The following is a 19,711-nucleotide window of genomic DNA, read 5'->3' as shown; positions in this document are numbered from 1 at the left end:
GCGTGTGTCGTCACATGCCCCCAGTGCTTCATGCGTGGTGCTCCTGGTTCCGCACCCCCGGTTCCGCACCCCTGGTTCCGCTCCCCTGGTTCCGCTTCCCTGGTTCCGCTTCCCTGGTTCCGCTTCCCGGGTTCCGAGCCCCTCATTCCAACGACCGTTCTGCACGACTCAAAACGGTGCGCACGCAAAATGTGCCACACCAGCCCCACCAGTCACATCTGTCACAGGAGTGCGTGCATAACGGTCGTTGCGCGCCGCCGAAGTGACCGTTCTGCAGGATTCGTGCCCATTTGCAGGAAAAATTCGCCCGGAATCATTGGTTTTGGCCGCAAAATCCGACATAACGGCCACGAGGCGCGCGGAACCATGAGAACAAGAGAGCGGAACCGTGGGCGCGGCGGCGGCGCCCCCGAAAGTCCGCAAAAAAGGCGGGAGGCCCGATGCCTGAGCATCGAGCCTCCCGTGAAACGTCAGATTTAGCGTGCTGCCGAACCCTCAACGTAGTCAGCGTCCTGCTGCTTCCATGCGAACAGTGCGCGCAGGTCGCGGCCGGTGGCCTCGATCGGGTGCTGTGCAGCCTTCTCACGAAGTGCCTGGAACTCGACAGCGCCGTTGTCTTGGTCTTCGATGAAGCGCTTCGCGAATGCACCGGTCTGGATGTCGGTGAGAACAGCCTTCATGTTCTCCTTGACACGAGCGTCGATGACGCGCGGGCCCGAGACGTAGTCGCCGTACTCAGCGGTGTCGGAGATCGACCAGCGCTGCTTGGCGATGCCGCCCTCCCACATCAGGTCAACGATGAGCTTGAGCTCGTGAAGAACCTCGAAGTAGGCGATCTGCGGCTGGTAGCCAGCCTCGGTCAGGGTCTCGAAGCCGTACTGAACGAGCTGCGAAACACCACCGCAGAGAACAGCCTGCTCACCGAACAGGTCGGTTTCGGTCTCTTCGGTGAACGTGGTCTTAATGACGCCGGCGCGGGTGCCACCGATGGCCTTGGCGTATGAGAACGCGAGGTCCCAGGCCTTGCCCGATGCGTCCTTCTCGACAGCAACGATGTCGGGGATACCGCGGCCAGCAACGTACTCGCGGCGAACCGTGTGGCCCGGAGCCTTCGGAGCGATGAGGATCACGTCAACGCCCTCCGGCGCCTCGATGTAGCCGAAGCGGATGTTGAAGCCGTGCGCGAAGGCCAGGGCCTTACCCGCAGTCAGGTTCGGCTTGATCGAGTCGTTGTAGATCGAACGCTGGTGCTGGTCCGGAGCGAGGATCATGATGACATCTGCCCACGCGGTGGCGTCAGCAACGTTCTTGACCTCGAAGCCCTCTTCCTGAGCCTTGGCGATCGACTTTGAGCCATCCTTGAGCGCGATGACAACCTCGACGCCCGAGTCGCGAAGGTTCTGAGCGTGAGCGTGGCCCTGCGAGCCGTAACCCACGATGGCAACCTTCTTGCTCTGGATCAGCGACAGGTCTGCGTCAGCGTCATAGATGAGTTCGGTCACTTCTTTACTCCTTGTTTCTTAGGTTTATTTCTCAGCCGCGCAGTACGCGCTCTGTGATGCTCTTGCCGCCGCGGCCCATGGCCAGCAGTCCGGATTGAGCGAGTTCTTTGATGCCAAAAGGTTCTAGTGCGCGCAGTAGTGCGTCGACTTTACCCTTGTCACCCGTGACCTCGACGACCAACGCGTCAGGCGCGTAGTCGACGATCTGAGCACGGAACAGGTTGACGACTTCCAGCACATTAGATCGGGTCTGGTTGTCAGCACGCACCTTGATCAGCATGTGCTCGCGCTGAACGGAAGCGGCGTTTTCCAGCTCCACAATCTTGATCACATTCACCAGCTTGTTGAGCTGCTTCGTGACCTGTTCCAGCGGCAATTCTTCAACGTCTACGACAACCGTGATTCGGGAAAGACCCGGAACCTCGGTGACGCCCACGGCGAGGGATTCGATGTTGAATCCGCGGCGGGCGAAGAGTCCGGCGACACGCGTCAGCAGACCGGGCTTGTTCTCTACAAGGAGACTCAGCACGTGGCTCGACATGATCAGATCTCCTCGTCAAAGCTCGGCGCGTGGTCACGCGCGTACTGGATAAAGCTGTTGCTGACACCCTGCGGAACCATTGGCCACACCATCGCGTCAGCCGACACAACGAAGTCGATCACGACCGGGCGGTCGTTCGTCTCCAGGGCCAGCTTGATGGCGGCGTCGATGTCTTCTTCCTTTTCGACGCGAATACCGAGGCAGCCGTAGGCGTCTGCAAGCTTCACGAAGTCAGGAATGCGAACGCTACCTGCGCCCGTGTTCAGCTCGGTGTTGGAGTAGCGGCTGCCGTAGAACAGCGTCTGCCACTGCTTCACCATACCGAGCGACGAGTTGTTGATGATCGCGACCTTGATCGGAATGTTGTTGATCGCACAGGTCGCCAACTCCTGGTTGGTCATCTGGAAGCAACCGTCGCCGTCAATCGCCCAAACCACGCGGTCGGGCTCAGCCACCTTCGCCCCCATAGCTGCCGGCACGGAGTAACCCATGGTTCCGGCACCACCCGAGTTGAGCCACGAGTTTGGACGCTCGTATTTGATGAACTGTGCGGTCCACATCTGGTGCTGACCAACGCCAGCGGCGTAGACAGCCTCCGGGCCGGTGAGCTCACCGATGCGCTGGATAACCTTCTGCGGCGACATCAGTCCGTCGCTGGGCTCGGTGTATCCGAGGGGGAACTCGTCGCGCAGACCATCGAGGTAGGACCACCAGTCCGAAATGTCGGGCTTGGTGGTGCCCACGGTGCCGCGGAAAGCGGCGTCGAGATCAACGAGAACCTCGGCGAGGTCGCCCACAATCGGCACATCGGCGGTGCGAATCTTGGAGATCTCGGCGGGGTCGATGTCAACGTGCACGACCTGTGCGTTCGGGGCGAACAGCGACGCCTTACCGGTCACGCGGTCGTCGAAGCGAGCTCCGAGAGCGACGATCAGGTCGGACTCCTGCAGCGCGAGCACTGCCGGAACCGTGCCGTGCATGCCGGGCATACCCAGGTGCTGCTCGTGCGAGTCGGGGAAAGCACCGCGAGCCATCAGCGTCGTGACAACCGGCGCACCAGTTGACTCGGCAAGCGTCAGCAACTCGGTCGAAGCCTTGGCGCGAATAACGCCACCACCGACATAGAGCACCGGCTTCTTGGCGTCAGCGATGAGCTGCGCTGCGGCCTGAATCTGCTTGCCGTGCGCCTTGGTCACCGGACGGTAGCCGGGCAGATCGATCTTCGGAGGCCAAATGAACGGAGCCTCAGCCTGCTGTGCGTCCTTCGTGATGTCGACGAGCACGGGGCCAGGGCGACCGGTCGAAGCGATTTCGAAGGCTGCCGCGATGGCGCCCGGAATTTCTTCGGCGTCTTTCACGAGGAACGAGTGCTTCGTGATCGGCATCGTGATGCCCACGATGTCGGCCTCTTGGAAGGCGTCGGTGCCCATGAGGGTCGAGAACACCTGGCCGGTGATCGCGACCATCGGAACCGAGTCCATGTAAGCGTCAGCGATAGCCGTCACGAGGTTCGTGGCACCGGGGCCGGAGGTCGCGATGCACACGCCCACCTTGTTGGAGGCCGATGCGTAGCCTTCAGCAGCGTGACCAGCACCCTGCTCGTGGCGAACCAGAATGTGACGGATGCCGGAGGAATCCATCAGCGGGTCGTAGACCGGGAGGATAGCGCCGCCCGGGAGACCGAAGACGTCAGTGACGCCGATCAGCTCGAGGGAACGAACGACGGCTTCAGCACCCGTGAGCACGGGCGCAGACGCGGTGCGAGCAGGGGGCCGTGGCACGGCCGATGCGGAGGCGTCGGGCATGAAATGATCCTTGCGTTTCGTATGCGAATGAGGTGTCTTGGTGGCCGTTAGCCCGTGACTGCGCCTTCAGCGGCAGAACGCACGAGCTTTGAGTACTTGGCCAAAACGCCACGGGTGTAGCGCGGGGGAAGTGGCTCCCAGCCTTCACGGCGGGAGCTCAGCTCGGCCTCGTCGACGAGTAGGTCAAGAGAGCGAGCTGCGATATCGACCCGAATAAGATCACCATCGCGCACGAAAGCAATAGGACCTGCGTCCACCGCTTCGGGTGCTATGTGTCCGATGCACAGGCCGGTTGTGCCGCCTGAGAATCGTCCGTCTGTCAAGAGTAGTACATCTTTTCCGAGCCCTGCGCCCTTGATGGCGGCGGTGATGGCGAGCATCTCGCGCATACCCGGGCCACCCTTCGGGCCCTCGTAGCGGATGACAACGACCGAGCCCGCTTCGATCTCGCCGGCGGCGAGGGCGTCCATCGCGGCACGCTCGCGGTCAAACACGCGTGCGGGGCCTTCGAAGACGTCAGCGTCAAAGCCAGCCGACTTCACAACGGCACCCTCGGGAGCCATCGAGCCGTGCAGAATCGTGAGACCACCCGTCGCGTGAATCGGGTTGTCGAGGGTGTGGATGACCTCACCATCGATCGGGTCCGGGTTCAGGTCGGCAAGGTTCTCAGCAAGTGACTTGCCAGTCACGGTGAGCGCGTCACCGTGCAGCAGGCCCTCGTCGAGCATCGCCTTCATGATGACCGGGATGCCGCCGTGGCGGTCGACGTCGTTCATGACGTACTTACCGAACGGCTTCATGTCGGCGATGTGCGGAACCTTGTCGCCGATGCGGTTGAAGTCGTGCAGGCTCAGGTCGACCTCGGCTTCGCGAGCGATCGCGAGGAGGTGAAGAACGACGTTGGTGGAACCACCGAGCGCCATCGCGAGGGCGATTGCGTTTTCGAAGGCTTCCTTCGTCAGGATGTCGCGGGTCGTGATGCCCTGGCGCAGCAGGTTAACGACGGCTTCGCCCGAACGGTGAGCGAAGTAGTCACGACGGCGGTCTGCCGAGGGCGGAGCAGCGGAACCAGGAAGGCTGAGTCCGAGGGCTTCGGCAACCGAGGCCATGGTGTTTGCGGTGTACATACCACCACACGCACCTTCACCGGGTGCGAACGAGCACTCGATGCGCTTGAGGTCTTCCGGGGTCATCTTGCCAGCGAGGCACGCGCCGACGCCTTCGAAGGAGTCAACGATCGTGATCTCCTTTTCGGTGCCGTCGGAGAGCTTGACCCAACCCGGTGCGATCGAACCGGCGTACAAAAAGACGCTGGAGAGGTCGAGGCGGGCCGATGCCATCAGCATGCCGGGGATCGACTTGTCACAGCCGGCGAGAAGAACGGAACCATCGAGGCGCTCGGCCATCATGACGGTTTCGACGGAGTCAGCGATGACTTCGCGGCTCACGAGCGAGAAGTGCATGCCTTCGTGGCCCATGGAGATGCCGTCAGAGACGGAAATCGTGCCGAACTGCAGCGGGTAACCACCGCCCGAGTGCACGCCCTCCTTGGCGCCCTGTGCCAGACGGTCAAGGCTGAGGTTGCACGGCGTGATTTCGTTCCAGCTGGAGGCAATACCAATCTGGGGCTTGTCCCAGTCAGCGTCTCCCATGCCGACACCACGAAGCATGCCGCGCGACGTGGTGGCTTCAATGCCATCCGTAATCACTCGGCTGCGGGGTTTGATGTCGATGAAGTTCTCAGAAGTCGAATCAGAAGCGGGCATATGGCGAGTCTATTCCGCTTGTCAGGGTGGTCAGGACCGCGTGACAGCCGCGTGTTCTCGCGGATCTGTGCTCAACCTCAGGTTTTTGTCAGCAATTGTGTGCATGGCTGCAGGGTTCACCGAGCGGAGTGTTCGCTTTGCCCGCGTGGAATCGATCAAAAGTGTCAGCCATGACGGTAGACAGATCGTTGCCCAATCATGACGACTGATTGCGCGTTCGCAGGTCAGCAAGGCGGGTCAACAGGTCCGCCATCTCCGCGGCATCAGCAACGTGCAGGGTCGCGGCGGTGGATCCCCCGCCGACGCGCACACCGAGATCGGTGGGCTGTAGAGCACGAAGCGCGTCTTCATCCGTCTCATCGTCACCGGCAAACAGCACGGCTGTCGCACCGACCGCCGCACGCAACGCATGAACGGCGCCGTCTTTGCCTTCGGCGCGCTCGGAGTATTCAACGACGTCGTGCCCTCCCCTGCGCCGCCACCCGTGCAGTCGGTCGCGGGCAAATCCGTCAAGGATCGCGTGCGCGTGCGTTGTGCCGTGCTCGGTCGCGAGCCGCGTGTGCACGACGAAGCCGTAGGGCTTGCGCTCGACCCAGACGTTGTCGAGAGCGCTGAGCGCCTCGGCAAGGTCATCGCTGAAGGTCGCGACCTCAGGGCTCGGGTGAGCGAGAGGCGGAGCCTCGTAGCCGCTGGGGAGGTGCAATTGCGCGCCGTGAGAACCGGCAAGCAACAGCCGGGACTCCGGGTCGTATTCGCTCACGAGTTTCAAGTCGGCCAGCATCCGGCCGGACACCAGCGCGACGTGAGTATCGGGCAGTGCTGCAAGCCGATCGATGGCCTGCCGCGCCTGCGCTCCCATGCGCGCTTCGGACGGCACGTCGACCAACGGCGCCAAGGTTCCGTCGAAGTCCAACGCGACCAGCAGCACCGGCGTGTGCGCAAGGTCGTCCAGGTCAACCATGGTGATGCACCTGACGATCATGGGTCTGCAATTCGTGGAGGAAGGCCTCCGCCCATGCCGCGACATCGTCGCGCGCGAGTCGGCGCTGCATGGCGCGCATGCGGCGAGTTTGCTCGGCGTGCGGCATGTCGATCGCGACCATGATGGCGTCTTTCATGCCGTCAATGTCGTGGGGATTGATGAGCAACGCACCCTGGAGCTGGTCGGCGGCGCCAGCGAACTCGCTCAGCACGAGCGCTCCCCCGTTGTTGCCGCGCACCGCGACGTATTCTTTGGCGACGAGGTTCATGCCGTCGCGCAGCGCGGTGACGAGCATGACGTCGGCGGCGAGGTAGAGCGCAACCATTTCATCGCGCGGGTACGAGTGGTGCAAGTAGCGGATGGCGGTGTGCCCCGTCGTGTCGAACACGCCGTTGGTGCGACCGACGGTCAGCTCGATCTCATCACGCAACTGCATGTAGGCGTCGACGCGTTCACGGCTCGGGCTCGCCACCTGCACGAGGGTCGCGTCGGTGACCGACAGGCTGCCATCTTGCAGGAGTTCTCCGAATGCCTTGAGCCGGTGACGGATGCCCTTCGTGTAGTCGAGGCGGTCAACGCCCAACAGAATTGCCCGCGGGTTGCCGAGCTCTTCGCGAATTTCGGTCGCGCGAGCGATGACCTCGGGTCGTGCGGCGATCGCCTGATATTCGGCAACGTCAATGGAGATCGGGAATGGCTTGACCGAGACGGAGCGCTTTGCACCGTCGGCATCGGTTACCGTCACGCGTGACTTGTGCGTTGGGTACGGCAACTGGCGGCGCACCGCACGCAAGAAGTTGCCCGCGTCGGCCACGCGCTGAAACCCGATCACGTCGGCGCCGAGGAGACCCTCGAGCACCTGACGACGCCACGGGAGCTGCGAATACAGACCGTATGCCGGAAACGGAATGTGGTGGAAGTAACCGATCGTGACGTCAGGGCGAAGCTCACGAACGATGCGCGGCACCAACTGTAGCTGATAGTCGTGCACCCAAATGGTTCCGCCCGGCGCCACGGCGGCAGCCGCGGCCTCGGCGAAGCGGCGATTGACGCGTTCGTAGGCCTCCCACCAAATGCGACGGTACCGCGGCGGTGCGATCACGTCGTGGTAGAGCGGCCAAATTGTGTCGTTGCTGAAGCCTTCGTAATAGAGTTCAACATCGCTCGCGCTGAGAGTCATCGGAATGAGCGTCATACCCTCGACCTCAAACGGGTCAAGCTCTACATCGGCCGCACCGGGCCATCCCACCCACGCCCCCTGCGCGGCGCGAATAACCGGTTCGAGAGCGGTGACCAGCCCGCCGGGAGACGTTTGCCAGCGCACCTGCCCATCCGCGTCGACAACACGGTCGACCGGAAGTCGATTCGCGACAATCACGAGGTCTGCAGATGATGAATGTGGCACGCTGCTCCTGCCTTAGGGGTCGGTCTCGCGGGTTGTCTTCACCCTATCGGCTCCGCCTGACGGTAGCGTTAACGCATGCGAAAGTACTTCTCCGGTACCGGCGTCCTTTCTGTCATCACGAGCGCGATCGCTCTTCTGAAAGGAATGCGTGGTCAGAAATTCACGTGGCGCACCGCCATCGCGTGGCTGTCGTGGGCGCTGATGCTAGCCATGTCGATCGGTATTTTCAGCGAGAATCGCCAGGCCGCACGTGGCTTCGTCGTCGACCACCCCGAGCAATCGAAAGAGGAACGCAAGCTCCTCAAGCGCTATAAGTAGCCCTCAAGCACGACAATGCCCGCTTGTATCGCTACGGGCGGGCATTGTGTTTGTGTCAATTAGCGCGTGAGCACGAGGGCATCGCCCTGGCCGCCACCACCGCACAGCGCGACGACGGTGGTTCCGGAACCGCGGCGCACGAGTTCGTGAACGGCGTGCACGACGAGGCGGTTGCCACTGGCACCGATCGGGTGGCCGAGGGCGATACCGCCACCGTGGATGTTCACGACGTCGTCCGACAGACCGAGCGCACGCTGCGAAGCAACAACGACGGCGCCGAAAGCTTCGTTGATCTCAACGAAGTCGAGGTCGGCTACGGTGATGCCCTGCTTCTTCAGCGCAACAGCGATCGAGTCAGCCGGCTGCTCGTGCAGCGAGTTATCCGGGCCGGCGGTCTGGCCGCTGGCACCGACTGTGGCCAGAACGTTCCAGCCTTCCTTCTCGGCGCGTGCTCGCGTCGTCAGCACGACAGCCGATGCACCATCGGAAATCTGCGACGAGTTGCCCGCGGTGATGGTTCCGTCCTTCGCAAACGCCGCACGCAGGCCTGCAAGGGTCTCCATCGTCGTCTCCGGGCGCACACCCTCATCGCGCGTCAGCACGAGCGGGTCCCCCTTGCGCTGCGGAACCTCAACACGAATCATCTCCGCGTCGAAGATGCCGGCCTCGGCTGCAGCAGCCGCACGCTGGTGCGAGCGGGCCGCAACGGCGTCTTGCTCTTCGCGCGTAATGTTGTAGCGCGGGTTGAGGCGCTCGGTCGACGTGCCCATCGACTCACGGTCGTAGGCGTCGGTGAGACCGTCGTATGCCATGTGGTCAAGGACCTCGATGGAACCATACGAGTAGCCGTCGCGGGAGCCCATCAGGAGGTGGGGTGCGCGGGTCATCGACTCCATGCCGGCCGCGACCATGACCTCGGCGTCGCCGAGCTTGATCGTGCGAGCAGCGTCAATGATCGTGGTGAGGCCGGAGAGGCACACCTTGTTGACGGAGCCGGCGGCAACGTCCCACCCGAGGCCCGCGCCAATGGCAGCCTGACGAGCGGGGTTCTGGCCAGCGCCAGCAGCCAGCACCTGACCCACGAGAACGGCGTCAACCGCTGTCGGGTCAATTCCTCCCTGCTCGAGGGCGCCGCGGATCGCGAGGGATCCGAGCTGAGGTGCGGTAAACGAGGCAAGCTGCCCCTTGAGGCGGCCCTGCGGGGTGCGGGCCGCGGCAACGATCACGACATCGGTGGCGTTCATGCTGATTCCTTGAGTTCGGGAGAAATGATGAGCGTCGGCTCCGTCGCGGCGATGACCTCATCGACCGTGACACCAGGAGCGACCTCCACCAGCACGAGTCCGTCGTCGGTGACATCGATCACGGCGAGATCCGTGATGATGCGGTTGACGACGCGCTTGCCGGTGAGGGGCAACGAGCACTCGTTAACGATCTTGGCAGATCCGTCCTTCGCAACGTGCTCCATGAGCACGATCACGACGCCAGCGCCGTGCACGAGGTCCATAGCGCCGCCCGGGCCCTTGACCATCTTGCCGGGGATCATCCAGTTGGCGAGGTCACCGGCGGCGGAGACCTGCATGGCGCCGAGGATGGCGGCGTCAACCTTGCCGGCGCGGATCATGCCGAAGCTCAGACCAGAGTCGAAGAACGCCGAACCCGGAAGGGTCGTGACGGTCTCCTTACCAGCGTTGATGAGGTCGGGGTCAACATTGGCCTCGGTCGGGTACGGACCGACACCGAGGATGCCGTTCTCCGACTGAAGAACAACGGTGACGTCTTCGGGTACGTAGTTCGGAATCAGGGTCGGCAGACCGATACCCAGGTTGACGTACGAGCCGTCGGAAAGTTCCTGAGCTGCGCGAGCAGCCATTTCGTTACGCGTCAAAGCCATGATTTATGCCCCTTCCGAAACGGTGCGGCGCTCAATCCGCTTTTCAATGTCGGTACCAACCTCAATCACGCGGTGCACGTAGACACCGGGGAGGTGGATCTCGTCGGGGTCAAGCTCACCCGGCTCAACGAGGCGCTCGACCTGCGCGATGCAGACACGGCCAGCCATCGCGGCGAGCGGGTTGAAGTTGCGGGCCGCCTTGTTGAAGATCAGGTTGCCGTGGCGGTCACCGACGGCCGCGTGTACGAACGCGAAATCGGTCGTGATCGACTCTTCGAGAACGTACTCGCCGCTCTTGCCACCGACCTCAAACGTGCGAACCTCTTTCTGCGGCGATGCCACAGCAATGGTTCCGTCTGCGGCGTACTTGCGGGGCAATCCGCCCTCAGCAACCTGCGTGCCAACGCCGGTCTGCGTGAAGAATGCTGCAACTCCGGAACCACCGGCGCGCAGCTTCTCAGCGAGCGTGCCCTGCGGGGTGAGCTCGAGCTCAAGCTCGCCAGAGAGGAACTGACGTTCGAACTCTTTGTTCTCACCGACGTAGGAGGACGTCATCTTACGGATGCGCTTGGCACCGAGCAGCACGCCCAGGCCCCAGTCATCAACGCCGCAGTTGTTCGACACGATGCTGAGATCGGTCGTTCCCTGCGCGAGAAGGGCTTCAATCAGGGCAATCGGGTTACCCGACAGTCCGAAGCCACCGACGGCGATGCTCGCGCCGTCTGAAATGTCTGCGACGGCTTCTGCCGCGCTCGACACCTCTTTGTTGATCATGTCCACTCCCTTGTCGAACGGTGTTCTTTCCACCCTGCGCTTCGCGCGCGTACGGCTCAAATGCACGGTCGCGATGTGGACAATGTGGGCGAATTTGTCCACATTGTGGACGGTTGGCGTAGCATGGGGAGCATGGTAGCGACAGTTCCGGGAGCCCAAGCGATTGCGCGCGCTGCCGCGGTTTTGCGCCGAGTGACGGCGGCCGGAACCACGGGAGTCACGACCCAAGACATCGCGCAGCACACAGAGCTCACGCGCCCGACTGCGCACCGCCTGTTGACCGCGCTGCAGGCCGAGGGTCTCGTTGACCGCGAGGACGCCACGGGGCTGTGGCTGCCTGGCCCCGAGCTCTACCTGATGGGCACGGTCGCCGCGTCTCGCTATGACGTGCCGGCGCTCGCGCACAACATCGTGAAGTCTCTCGCGACGCGCACCGAGGAGAGCGCATTTTTGTCGGTGCAGCGCGGTGATGAGACGGTGTGCCTGTTGCGGGAAGACGGCAGTTTTCCGATTCGCTCGTTTGTGCTGAGCGAGGGTGTGCGTTTTCCTCTCGGCGTCGCGTCGGCGGGCCTGGTGATCCTGTCGTTCCTGCCCGATGACGAAATCGACGCCTACCTCGAGCGACAGACGAAGCTCAGCGAGCACTTCGGGCGGCCGCACTCGGTGACCGCGATTCGCAAGCGCATTCAGGAGACGCGTGACCGCGGCTACTCCGTGAACCCTGGACTCATTGTGAACGGCAGCTATGGCCTCGGCGCGGCCGTCTTCAACGCGCAGGGCCGCCCGGAGTGGGCGCTGAGCATTACTGGCGTCGGGTTCCGTTTCGGCCCCGACCGACTCCCCCGCCTCGGCCGCGACCTCCTCTCCCACGCTCACCAGCTCACCGCCGCCCTCGCCGCCAGCGGGCGTTAGGCCTCAGCGGTAGAAGCCGTCCCGGAGGTTGATGCCGTGCTCGAGCCAGGCTTTCATGGCGATGAGCATGCCGGTCCAGCCCTCGCAATTGCCGAACGCTGATTTCGCACCGTCAGGTGTGGCGAGCCACGAAGCCTCGGTGATCGTCAGAAGCGTGCGGGTGTCGTCATCGAGCGATTCAAACGCAAACGTCGTGCGCGTGGTTCCGGCGCTCCCCGCCGCATTCTGGGCGTCCCACTCAATCGTGATGCGCCGCGGCTTCTCGGCCTCGATCACCGTCACCGGAAAGCGGCCCGGGAAGTCAGCGAAGTCCCACGTAACGTCCGCCCCCTGGTTCCAACCGCCCCTGCGCACCACCCGTCGTGAAATACCGCGAGAGGTGCGCGGGGTCGGCAACGGCTTCGTACGTCTCGGCAATCGGTCGCGCAATGCGCCCAGAAACCGAGAATGACAGGTCGGTGAGTTCGGTGTCGGCCATGCCGCAAAACTACGCGGCATAGCTGACAACCGCTAGACGTGCAGCGCGGCGAGCTCGGCCGCGATCACCGGAGCGATCGCCGCAGCGCCGCGCGCAGACATCACCACGGTGTAGTGGTTGAGATCTTCGATGAAGCGGAATCGCACGCTCGGCAGCGCCTCTTCCAGGCGCCCCACCTGCTCCGGCGAGTACAGCCCGGGCGTCTCATCCTGCAGACCACGCGGCACCCACACGAACACGGCGGGCACCGAAATGCCGGTGATTGCCTCGCGCGGCAGCGTGCCGGTGTTGAGGTCGACCGTGTCGTCGACCGTGACCGCGAAGCTCGTCGCGGGACGGAGAGCTCCGGAACCATCGGGCACGAGATCGTAGGCGAGGTAGCGTTCCAGCGCGGGCGTCCACGCATCTGCGAATGCGGGGTGCGCACGCCACAGGTCGAGGTATTCGTCGGCCGATGCGAAACGCATTTCAAGTCGTGCTGCCGTCGGGCCGAGGATGTGCTTGACGAGCGCTTCGGCAGTGAGACCTTCCGGCACCTCAAGCGGCAGACCACCATCGATCAACGCGATGCGTGAAATGCGCTCGGGGTGCAGGTAAGCCGTCACGACAGAGACGAAAGCCCCCATCGAGTGGCCGACGAGCATCGTCTTTTCAATGCCGAGGGCATCCATGAGCGCGATGATGTCGGCCGCGTGCGCTGCCATTCCTGCGGGCCCCTCGATCTCGTTGCTGCGGCCGCGACCGCGCAGGTCGGGTGCCACAATGCGAACACCGGGGAGAGTCGGAACCACTTCGAGCCACGCAAGGTGCGATGCGGTGACGCCGTGGATCGCGATGATCGTGTCAGTGATCTCCCCCACGGGCTCCCAAATACCGACGGCAAGTTCGCCACCGGCGACCGGAACCGCGACGGCCCGGTAGGTGTGTTCCAGACTCATCGAGCGCTCCATCCACCATCCATGACGTACGACGAACCGGTGACCATGCCAGCGTTGTCAGACGCGAGCCAACCGGCGAGCGAGCCAACCTCTGCGGGCTCGATCATGCGCTTGATCGCGGGCTCCGTCAGCATGATCTTCTCGACGACCTCAGCCTCACTTATGCCGTGCACCTTGGCCTGGTCAGCGATCTGCTTCTCGACGAGCGGGGTGCGCACGTAGGCCGGGTTGATGCAGTTGCTGGTGACGCCGTGCGGGCCGCCCTCGAGAGCCGTCACCTTCGACAGGCCCTCGAGACCGTGCTTGGCGGCGACGTAGGCCGACTTGAACGCGCTCGCGCGAATGCCGTGCACCGAAGAAATGTTGATGATGCGTCCCCAGCCACGCTCGTACATTCCGGGCAGCACCGCACGGATCAGCAGGAACGGCGACGTCACCATAAGCGACTGAATGAGTCGGAAGGTGTCGGGGTCGTATTCGTGAATCGGAGCAACGCGCTGAATACCGGCGTTGTTGACCAGAATGTCAGCCTGCAGCTCGAGGTTGTCGAGCGCCTTCGTGTCACTCAGGTCAACGACCCAGACTTCGCCACCGAGAGCATCTGCCGCCTGCTGTGCCGCTTCAGCGTTGAAGTCGGCGATCACGACGTGCGCACCACGGCGCGCAAACTCCTCGGCACACGCGAGACCAATGCCGCTCGCGCCTCCCGTAACAACGGCGCGCTTACCGGCCAGATCTTGTTCAGTCATCGTGGTTCCCCCCCTCGACGCGGCGCCAGCGCGTTGTCGATCATCTGTGTCATCGCGGTGAAGACACGTTCATCAAGCTGTGCGGGCGGTTGCCCGTTTTCGTCGCGTTCCCATAGCAGGAAGCGCATACCAATCAGTTCACCCATGCCCATGAGTGCCCACGCGGTGACCTCGGGGTCGAGTCGGCGGTCAATGTCGCCGGCTTCTTTGGCTGCCGCGAGGCCAGCTTCGTAGCCCTCGACGATGCGGGTGTAGTGCAGTTTCAATACCTCGGGCGAGACAAACTCGGCCTCGCGTACGACGCGGTACAGCGCCGGGTGTGCCGCCGTAAAGCGGAAGAATCCGGCAAAGCCGGCGCGCTCGGCCGCGATGCGGTCGGCGGCTCCGGCCATGGCTTCAGCCATGGAGTGGCGCACCCGCTGGTTGAGGTCGATCACGAGCGCTTCGAAGATCGTCTGCTTGCTGTCGAAGTACAGGTAGAAGGTGCCAAGACCGATGCCCGCGCGCTCCGTGATCTTTACGATCGATGCCTCGTGATAGCCCTGCTCCGCGAAGACGTGCTCTGCGGCCTCGAGAAGCCGCTTGCGCGTGGCCTCACCGCGCTTCGTCAGCGGCTTGCCGGTGGCATTCGAGATCGAAACGCCATCAACGTCGGCGTTCATGACATCCCCACAATCGCTCGGGCACGTTCACGCAACTGCGTGCGAGCCAATTTTTCAATGGACAGTGTCGGCAGCTCGGCCACGAACTCCACGCGAACCGGAACCTTGAATCCAGCAAGCAGGGTGCGTGCGTGAGCGATCACTTCGTCAGCACTCATGGGCGTGCGGGCCACAACAAACGCGAGCCCCCGTTCACCCCAAACCTCATCGGGAATACCGACGACGCCGGCGCGCACAATCTGCGGGTGCTGTTCGAGGGCACGCTCAACCTCGGCGGGTGACACGTTCTCGCCGCCCGAGATGTAGATGTCTTTCAATCGGTCAACGATACGGAGTCGCCCGTCGGCAAGCCGCTCAGCCACATCACCCGTGCGCAGCCACTCGCCACTCATCGTGCGAGCCGAAGCCTCCGGGTCATTGAGGTACCCCGGTGAGACGCTTGGGCCACGCACCCACAGTTCGCCGGTGGCCGACCCCTCGAGCGATCCCCCGGTTTGCAGGTCAGCGAGCATGACGTCAACGTGCGCATAGGGCCGTCCGATGACTCCGATATCGCCGGGCAGTGCACAGGCAACATTCGGCCCCGCTTCGGTCAGCCCATACCCCTGCATCAGTGCAACGCCGCGGTCACGCCACACCGCAGATAGGTCATCCGGCATGGTCGCACCGCCCACGAGCGCCGACCGCACCGACGTGAGGTCGGCATCGCCAAACCCACCGTCGTGCGCGAGCAGACGGTAGTGCGTTGGCACGCCCATAAGCGCCGTCACGCGGTGCTCGGCGATGAGCTGGAGCACACGACCCGGGTGGAACGACCGCTCCAGCACGAGCATGGCGCCACGCCACAGTGCGAGCAACGGCTGGCAATTCCACGCGGCGACGTGAAACTGCGGCAACACCGTCAGCACCACATCGTCACTCGTAATCTGCACGGCACTCGCGAGCGCCATATTCGTCCAGAAGCAATTGGCGTGCGTCAGCACAACGCCCTTCGGCGCCGATTCGCTCCCCGATGTGAAAATCACGAGCAGGGCATCGTCATCGCGCACGTCACGCTCAACCACACCTTCCGCGCGCCGTAACGGAACCTGCGCCTCCAGCCCTGTGGTTCCGAGTATGACCAGCGGGGTGACAGAACCCAGCACCCGCAGCGCCTCAGCAGCAACCGTAGTGTGCTCGTCATCAACAGCCACGAGCACCGGTTCGGAGCGCCTCAGCAGGTCAGACAGTTCAGCGACCGTGAGTCGCCACGACAGCGGAACCAGGGCGATACCGGTGCGAGCGCAAGCGAAGAACAGAACGATCTGGTCAGTCGTGTTGCCCGCGACCGTCGCAATGCGGTCGCCCACACCGTAGCCGCCTGCCCGCAGGCGGGCGGCGAGCGCGTCGATGCGCGATGACAGGTCACGGTAGGTCACCGTGACGCCGCCATCGATCACCGCGATCGCGTCGGGCTGTGTGGCCGCCCGATCGGCGATCCAGCACCCCAGAGTGTGAGCTGACGAAGGCATTAGTCGGCCGTCACCTGCTCGAGAGCAACCTCGCGACGCTGCTCGCGTCGACGTGTCAGCTTGTCAACCGTGCCGGCGATACCGCCGGGCAAGAACATCACCACAAGGATGAACAGTACGCCAAGGATGAACAGCGGTTCAGACAGCGGGATGCGCAAGAAGTCGGGGAGCGCCTGGATAGCTTCGGAACCAGCGAGCACGGTGAGGCGCTGGTCAAGCAGCGTGTAGAGAACGCCGCCGACAATCGCGCCCCAGCGGAACCCGACGCCTCCGAGCACCACCATGACCAGCACGGTGATTGTGAGGTCAGCCGAGACCGCCCGTGGCTGGGTGCCGGACTGCAACAGCATGTAGCCGACCCCCGCGAGCGAGGCGCAGACGGCTGCGATGAGAAACAGACCGAGCTTGGCCCAGTACGGGCTGAGGCCGAGCACACGAACGCGCAGTTCGTTTTCACGCGTGGCGCGGGCGACCGCACCGAGGCGCGAGCTGTCGACCCACAGCGAGACGAGGTAGACGATCACGAGAATCGCGAGGATGACCCAGTACAGGTTGCGCGTGTTGATGACACCGACGAGCGCGTCTGGCACGTGCTCTGTCGGCAGCTGCAGGCCTTCTTCACCACCGGTGATTTCTTGGTTCCGTCGCACCCACACGGAGCCTGCCTGTGCGAAGGCAAGGGTCACCATGGCAAAGGGAATGCCCGAGACGCGCATCGCGATTGCACCAGTCACGAAGGCGATCACGAGACCACCGACGAGGGCGAGGAAAACACCCGGGAAGAGCGGAACACCGAGGTTCTCGAGAACGATGCCGAGGCCGTAGGCGCCAGCACCGAAGTACAGCGCGTGGCCGAACGACAGCATGCCCGAGGTACCGAGCAGCATGTTGTACGACAGCGCGAGCGCCGCGAACACCATGCAGAGGCTGAGCAGAGCGAGCGAGCCCGGCATGTAGGTGGCGTCGGGCAGGATGCCGGGGATGCGAATGTTCAGCATGGGCAACAGCGCTGCCACCAGGACAACCACGACACCGATACCAACGGGAAGCCAGCGGCGTAGCGACGACGTCGACGCGGTCGCCGAGCGCGGAGTTTCAGTCTGCGTAGTCATGTTAGGCAGCCTTCTTTCCCATCAGGCCCCGCGGGCGCACGAGCAGCACAACGGCGAGCAGAATCGCGACGATGAAGTCGCCGGTGCCGTTGAGGTAGGTGTTGGCGACCTGCTGCAGCACCGCGACGAGCACCGAGGCGATAGCGGCGCCGGCGAGCGAGCCGAGGCCACCGATCACGGTCACGATGAACGCGAAGATCAGCAGGGTCTGTCCGAGGTGGGCCGATACGTAGCCGGAGTAGTGTGCGGCCAGCACGCCACCGATACCGGCGGCGGCACCACCGATCGCGAACACGATCGTGAACGACTTACGCACATCAATACCCAGCGCCGTCACCATCGCACGGTTTTCTACACCCGCGCGAATGATGGTTCCGTACCGTGTCTTCTTCAAGAACAGCACCAGCGCGATCAGCACGAGAGCTGCTGCCAGCATCAGAATCCAATACGTGTTGGGGATCTTCGCGCCCAGCACCTCGGTGGTCTGCTTGAGCCAGCTCGGGCCCGCGATGTAGATCGGGTCGGTGCCCCAAATGCCTTCGAACAGCGCGATGGCCGCGAAGCTGAGACCGACGGTGACCAGCACCTGCTCGATGTGGCGTTCATACAGCGGGCGGATCAGCGCGAACTCAGTGATCGTGGCGAACAGGCCGCCGACGAGAGCGCCGACCAGGATCGAGGTGATGAAGCCGCCCCACGATTCGGTGTTCATGCGGCGGGCAACTTCCCACCCGACGAATGCCGACAGAGTGAGGAAAGCGCCGTGTGCGAAGTTCAGTACGTGCATGAGGCCGTAAATGAGGCTCAGGCCGCTCGCGACGAGGAAGTACAGGGCACCGAGGCCGATACCCGTGATGAGGGTCAGAACGAGGATGCTCATGCGATTCCCTCCCCGTGGCCGCCAGCGTGAACGCCCAGGAGGCGCTTGGTCAGGTCATCGTCGCTGAGGATGTCGTTGGCCTTTCCGGTGTAAACCACGCGACCGCTGTCGATCACGATGGCGTCGTCGGCGAGAGCACGCACGACGTCGAGGTTTTGCTCAACGAGGAGAATCGGAACCGTGGCTGCGGCAGCGCGGAGCGCGTCGGCAACTTCGGTGACAATTTTGGGCGCGAGACCCTTCGTGGGCTCGTCAACGAGGAGAATCTGGTTGTCGTTGAGCAGCGCACGCGCAACCGACACCATCTGCTGCTGGCCGCCCGAGAGCGTGCCAGCCTGCTGGTTCCGGCGCTGTACGAGGTCAGGGAAGAGCTCGGCGACCATGTCGCGGCGGGGGTTGTTCTGACGCTCGGCGAGGCCCAGGTTTTCGGCGACGGTGAGTCCGGCGAAAACTTCGCGGTCTTCGGGGACGTAGCCAACGCCGCGCTGCACGATCTTGTGCGTTGCGAGGTGGTCGATGCGCTCGCCGGCGAGCGTCACTTCGCCCTTGCGGTGAATGAGGCCGAGGATGCCGCGCAGTGAGCTGGTTTTGCCCACCCCGTTGCGGCCGAGGACGGCGGTGATACCGGTGGCGGGCACCGAGAAGGAGACGTCTTCGACGACCTGCTGGCCCGCAATGGAGCACCGCAAGTGGGAGACGGTGAGAATCGAGTCGCTCATGCGGCCGTTCCGAGGTAAGCGCTCTGCACGAGCGGGTTGTCCATGATCGCGGCGGGAGTATCTACCGCGATGATCGAACCGAAGTACATGACGGCGACGAGATCAACGAGATCCATCAAGACGTCAATGTGGTGTTCGACCATGAGCACGGTGCAGCCCTTTTCAGCGTGCATCGTGCGGATGTTGTCGACGAGGCCGGGCACATCTCCCGAGCCAACGCCCGCCATTGGCTCATCGAGGAGCACGAGCGAGGAGTCAGTCACGAGGAGTACCGCGATTTCGAGCTTGCGCTTATCGCCGTGGGAGATGTCACCGGCACGGTGCTTGGCCTTGTGCGCAAGACCCACGAGTTCGAGGGTCTCCTTGGCGCGAATCGTGGCCTCGTCGTTGGCGCGTGGGAAGCGCAGCAAGGAGTAGTTGCCACCGAGGCTGACCTGCGCGGCCATGCGTACGTTCTCCAGCACCGTGAGAGCCGGGAACAGGCTCGAGGTCTGGAAGGTACGCCCCAGCCCCGCCCGCGCACGCTGCGGCACAGACATCGAGGTGATGTCGGTTCCGTCTTTCATGATGCGACCGGCCGTGGGGCGGATCACACCAGAAATAGCGTTGAACAACGTTGTCTTGCCGGCGCCATTGGGGCCAATGACGCCGACCAGGGAGCCTGGTGCCACGGTGAGGTTGACGTCTTTCAGGATCGTCGCGCCACCAATTTGCAGGCCGACGCCCTGAACGTCGAGTGCGGGAGGGACTGGAGCGGTCATGC

At 63.5% G+C, this 19,711-nt stretch carries 21 protein-coding genes; 2 read left to right on the top strand and 19 right to left on the bottom strand.

Features of this window, described 5'->3' with window-relative positions:
• Window positions 1-476 precede the first annotated feature (476 nt).
• From ilvC to ACQUSY_RS09220, 6 genes are all read right to left on the bottom strand, one after another.
• A complete protein-coding gene (gene ilvC / locus ACQUSY_RS09245) occupies window positions 477-1,502 on the bottom strand; it encodes a ketol-acid reductoisomerase (RefSeq protein ID WP_428904189.1) in 1,026 nt (341 codons plus the stop codon).
• Between the two features lie 31 nt (window positions 1,503-1,533).
• Entirely contained in the window at window positions 1,534-2,043 is a 510-nt protein-coding gene (ilvN, locus tag ACQUSY_RS09240; RefSeq protein ID WP_217337343.1) for an acetolactate synthase small subunit, read from the bottom strand.
• A 2-nt stretch (window positions 2,044-2,045) separates the two neighbouring features.
• Window positions 2,046-3,848: an acetolactate synthase large subunit gene (locus ACQUSY_RS09235; protein ID WP_428904188.1), complete on the bottom strand. Its 1,803-nt coding sequence runs from the start codon at window positions 3,846-3,848 to the stop codon at window positions 2,046-2,048.
• Between the two features lie 47 nt (window positions 3,849-3,895).
• A complete protein-coding gene (ilvD, locus tag ACQUSY_RS09230; protein ID WP_428904187.1) occupies window positions 3,896-5,614 on the bottom strand; it encodes a dihydroxy-acid dehydratase in 1,719 nt (572 codons plus the stop codon).
• Between the two features lie 196 nt (window positions 5,615-5,810).
• On the bottom strand, window positions 5,811-6,575 hold the full coding sequence (gene otsB / locus ACQUSY_RS09225; RefSeq protein ID WP_428904186.1) for a trehalose-phosphatase: 765 nt from the start codon (window positions 6,573-6,575) through the stop codon (window positions 5,811-5,813).
• Window positions 6,568-8,001 carry an alpha,alpha-trehalose-phosphate synthase (UDP-forming) gene (locus ACQUSY_RS09220; RefSeq protein ID WP_428904185.1) on the bottom strand — a complete coding sequence of 478 codons (1,434 nt, stop codon included), beginning with the start codon at window positions 7,999-8,001 and terminating at the stop codon, window positions 6,568-6,570. Before ACQUSY_RS09220 ends, otsB begins: the two co-directional genes overlap by 8 nt.
• Window positions 8,002-8,076: 75 nt before the next feature.
• Between ACQUSY_RS09220 and ACQUSY_RS09215 the strand changes: the two genes are divergently transcribed.
• Window positions 8,077-8,319 carry a hypothetical protein gene (locus tag ACQUSY_RS09215; RefSeq protein ID WP_428904184.1) on the top strand — a complete coding sequence of 81 codons (243 nt, stop codon included), beginning with the start codon at window positions 8,077-8,079 and terminating at the stop codon, window positions 8,317-8,319.
• Between the two features lie 59 nt (window positions 8,320-8,378).
• On the opposite strand, the gene ACQUSY_RS09210 is transcribed toward ACQUSY_RS09215, so the two are convergent.
• Genes ACQUSY_RS09210 through ACQUSY_RS09200 form a run of 3 tightly spaced genes read right to left on the bottom strand, consistent with a single transcriptional unit; the run spans window position 8,379 to window position 10,987 of the window.
• Window positions 8,379-9,563: an acetyl-CoA C-acetyltransferase gene (locus tag ACQUSY_RS09210; protein WP_428904183.1), complete on the bottom strand. Its 1,185-nt coding sequence runs from the start codon at window positions 9,561-9,563 to the stop codon at window positions 8,379-8,381.
• Window positions 9,560-10,213, bottom strand: coding sequence for a CoA transferase subunit B (locus ACQUSY_RS09205; RefSeq protein WP_428904182.1), 654 nt, complete (start codon window positions 10,211-10,213; stop codon window positions 9,560-9,562). The genes ACQUSY_RS09210 and ACQUSY_RS09205 overlap by 4 nt, the downstream gene beginning before the upstream one ends.
• A gap of 3 nt (window positions 10,214-10,216) precedes the next feature.
• Window positions 10,217-10,987 (bottom strand): CoA transferase subunit A, encoded by a 771-nt coding sequence (locus ACQUSY_RS09200; protein WP_428904181.1) that lies wholly within the window; start codon window positions 10,985-10,987, stop codon window positions 10,217-10,219.
• Window positions 10,988-11,110: 123 nt separating this feature from the next.
• Here ACQUSY_RS09200 and ACQUSY_RS09195 point away from each other — a divergent pair, with 123 nt between their 5' ends.
• Window positions 11,111-11,899 (top strand): IclR family transcriptional regulator, encoded by a 789-nt coding sequence (locus ACQUSY_RS09195; protein WP_428904180.1) that lies wholly within the window; start codon window positions 11,111-11,113, stop codon window positions 11,897-11,899.
• Window positions 11,900-11,902: 3 nt separating this feature from the next.
• On the opposite strand, the gene ACQUSY_RS09190 is transcribed toward ACQUSY_RS09195, so the two are convergent.
• Genes ACQUSY_RS09190 through ACQUSY_RS09145 form a run of 10 tightly spaced genes read right to left on the bottom strand, consistent with a single transcriptional unit; the run spans window position 11,903 to window position 19,709 of the window.
• Window positions 11,903-12,181 (bottom strand): SRPBCC domain-containing protein, encoded by a 279-nt coding sequence (locus tag ACQUSY_RS09190; protein WP_428904179.1) that lies wholly within the window; start codon window positions 12,179-12,181, stop codon window positions 11,903-11,905.
• A gap of 19 nt (window positions 12,182-12,200) precedes the next feature.
• Window positions 12,201-12,377: an SRPBCC family protein gene (locus ACQUSY_RS09185; RefSeq protein WP_428904178.1), complete on the bottom strand. Its 177-nt coding sequence runs from the start codon at window positions 12,375-12,377 to the stop codon at window positions 12,201-12,203.
• 32 nt (window positions 12,378-12,409) lie between these two features.
• The gene (locus ACQUSY_RS09180; RefSeq protein ID WP_428904177.1) at window positions 12,410-13,315 is read right to left on the bottom strand and encodes an alpha/beta fold hydrolase; all 906 of its coding nucleotides are present in this window, start codon (window positions 13,313-13,315) and stop codon (window positions 12,410-12,412) included.
• Window positions 13,312-14,064 (bottom strand): 3-hydroxybutyrate dehydrogenase, encoded by a 753-nt coding sequence (locus ACQUSY_RS09175; protein WP_428904176.1) that lies wholly within the window; start codon window positions 14,062-14,064, stop codon window positions 13,312-13,314. Before ACQUSY_RS09175 ends, ACQUSY_RS09180 begins: the two co-directional genes overlap by 4 nt.
• The gene (locus ACQUSY_RS09170; RefSeq protein ID WP_428904175.1) at window positions 14,061-14,726 is read right to left on the bottom strand and encodes a TetR/AcrR family transcriptional regulator; all 666 of its coding nucleotides are present in this window, start codon (window positions 14,724-14,726) and stop codon (window positions 14,061-14,063) included. Before ACQUSY_RS09170 ends, ACQUSY_RS09175 begins: the two co-directional genes overlap by 4 nt.
• Window positions 14,723-16,237 (bottom strand): class I adenylate-forming enzyme family protein, encoded by a 1,515-nt coding sequence (locus ACQUSY_RS09165; RefSeq protein ID WP_428904174.1) that lies wholly within the window; start codon window positions 16,235-16,237, stop codon window positions 14,723-14,725. Before ACQUSY_RS09165 ends, ACQUSY_RS09170 begins: the two co-directional genes overlap by 4 nt.
• The gene (locus ACQUSY_RS09160; RefSeq protein ID WP_428904173.1) at window positions 16,237-17,349 is read right to left on the bottom strand and encodes a branched-chain amino acid ABC transporter permease; all 1,113 of its coding nucleotides are present in this window, start codon (window positions 17,347-17,349) and stop codon (window positions 16,237-16,239) included. Before ACQUSY_RS09160 ends, ACQUSY_RS09165 begins: the two co-directional genes overlap by 1 nt.
• Before the next feature lies 1 nt (window position 17,350).
• On the bottom strand, window positions 17,351-18,229 hold the full coding sequence (locus tag ACQUSY_RS09155; protein ID WP_428904172.1) for a branched-chain amino acid ABC transporter permease: 879 nt from the start codon (window positions 18,227-18,229) through the stop codon (window positions 17,351-17,353).
• Window positions 18,226-18,948, bottom strand: a complete 723-nt coding sequence (locus ACQUSY_RS09150) for an ABC transporter ATP-binding protein (protein ID WP_428904171.1) — start codon at window positions 18,946-18,948, stop codon at window positions 18,226-18,228. The genes ACQUSY_RS09155 and ACQUSY_RS09150 overlap by 4 nt, the downstream gene beginning before the upstream one ends.
• Window positions 18,945-19,709, bottom strand: coding sequence for an ABC transporter ATP-binding protein (locus ACQUSY_RS09145; RefSeq protein WP_428904170.1), 765 nt, complete (start codon window positions 19,707-19,709; stop codon window positions 18,945-18,947). Before ACQUSY_RS09145 ends, ACQUSY_RS09150 begins: the two co-directional genes overlap by 4 nt.
• Window positions 19,710-19,711 lie beyond the last annotated feature (2 nt).

Source organism: Microbacterium daqui, from assembly GCF_050408675.1.
GTDB lineage: Bacteria > Actinomycetota > Actinomycetes > Actinomycetales > Microbacteriaceae > Microbacterium.
Note: the sequence above shows the minus strand (reverse complement) of the source record. Positions and strands in the feature narration are given on the sequence as shown.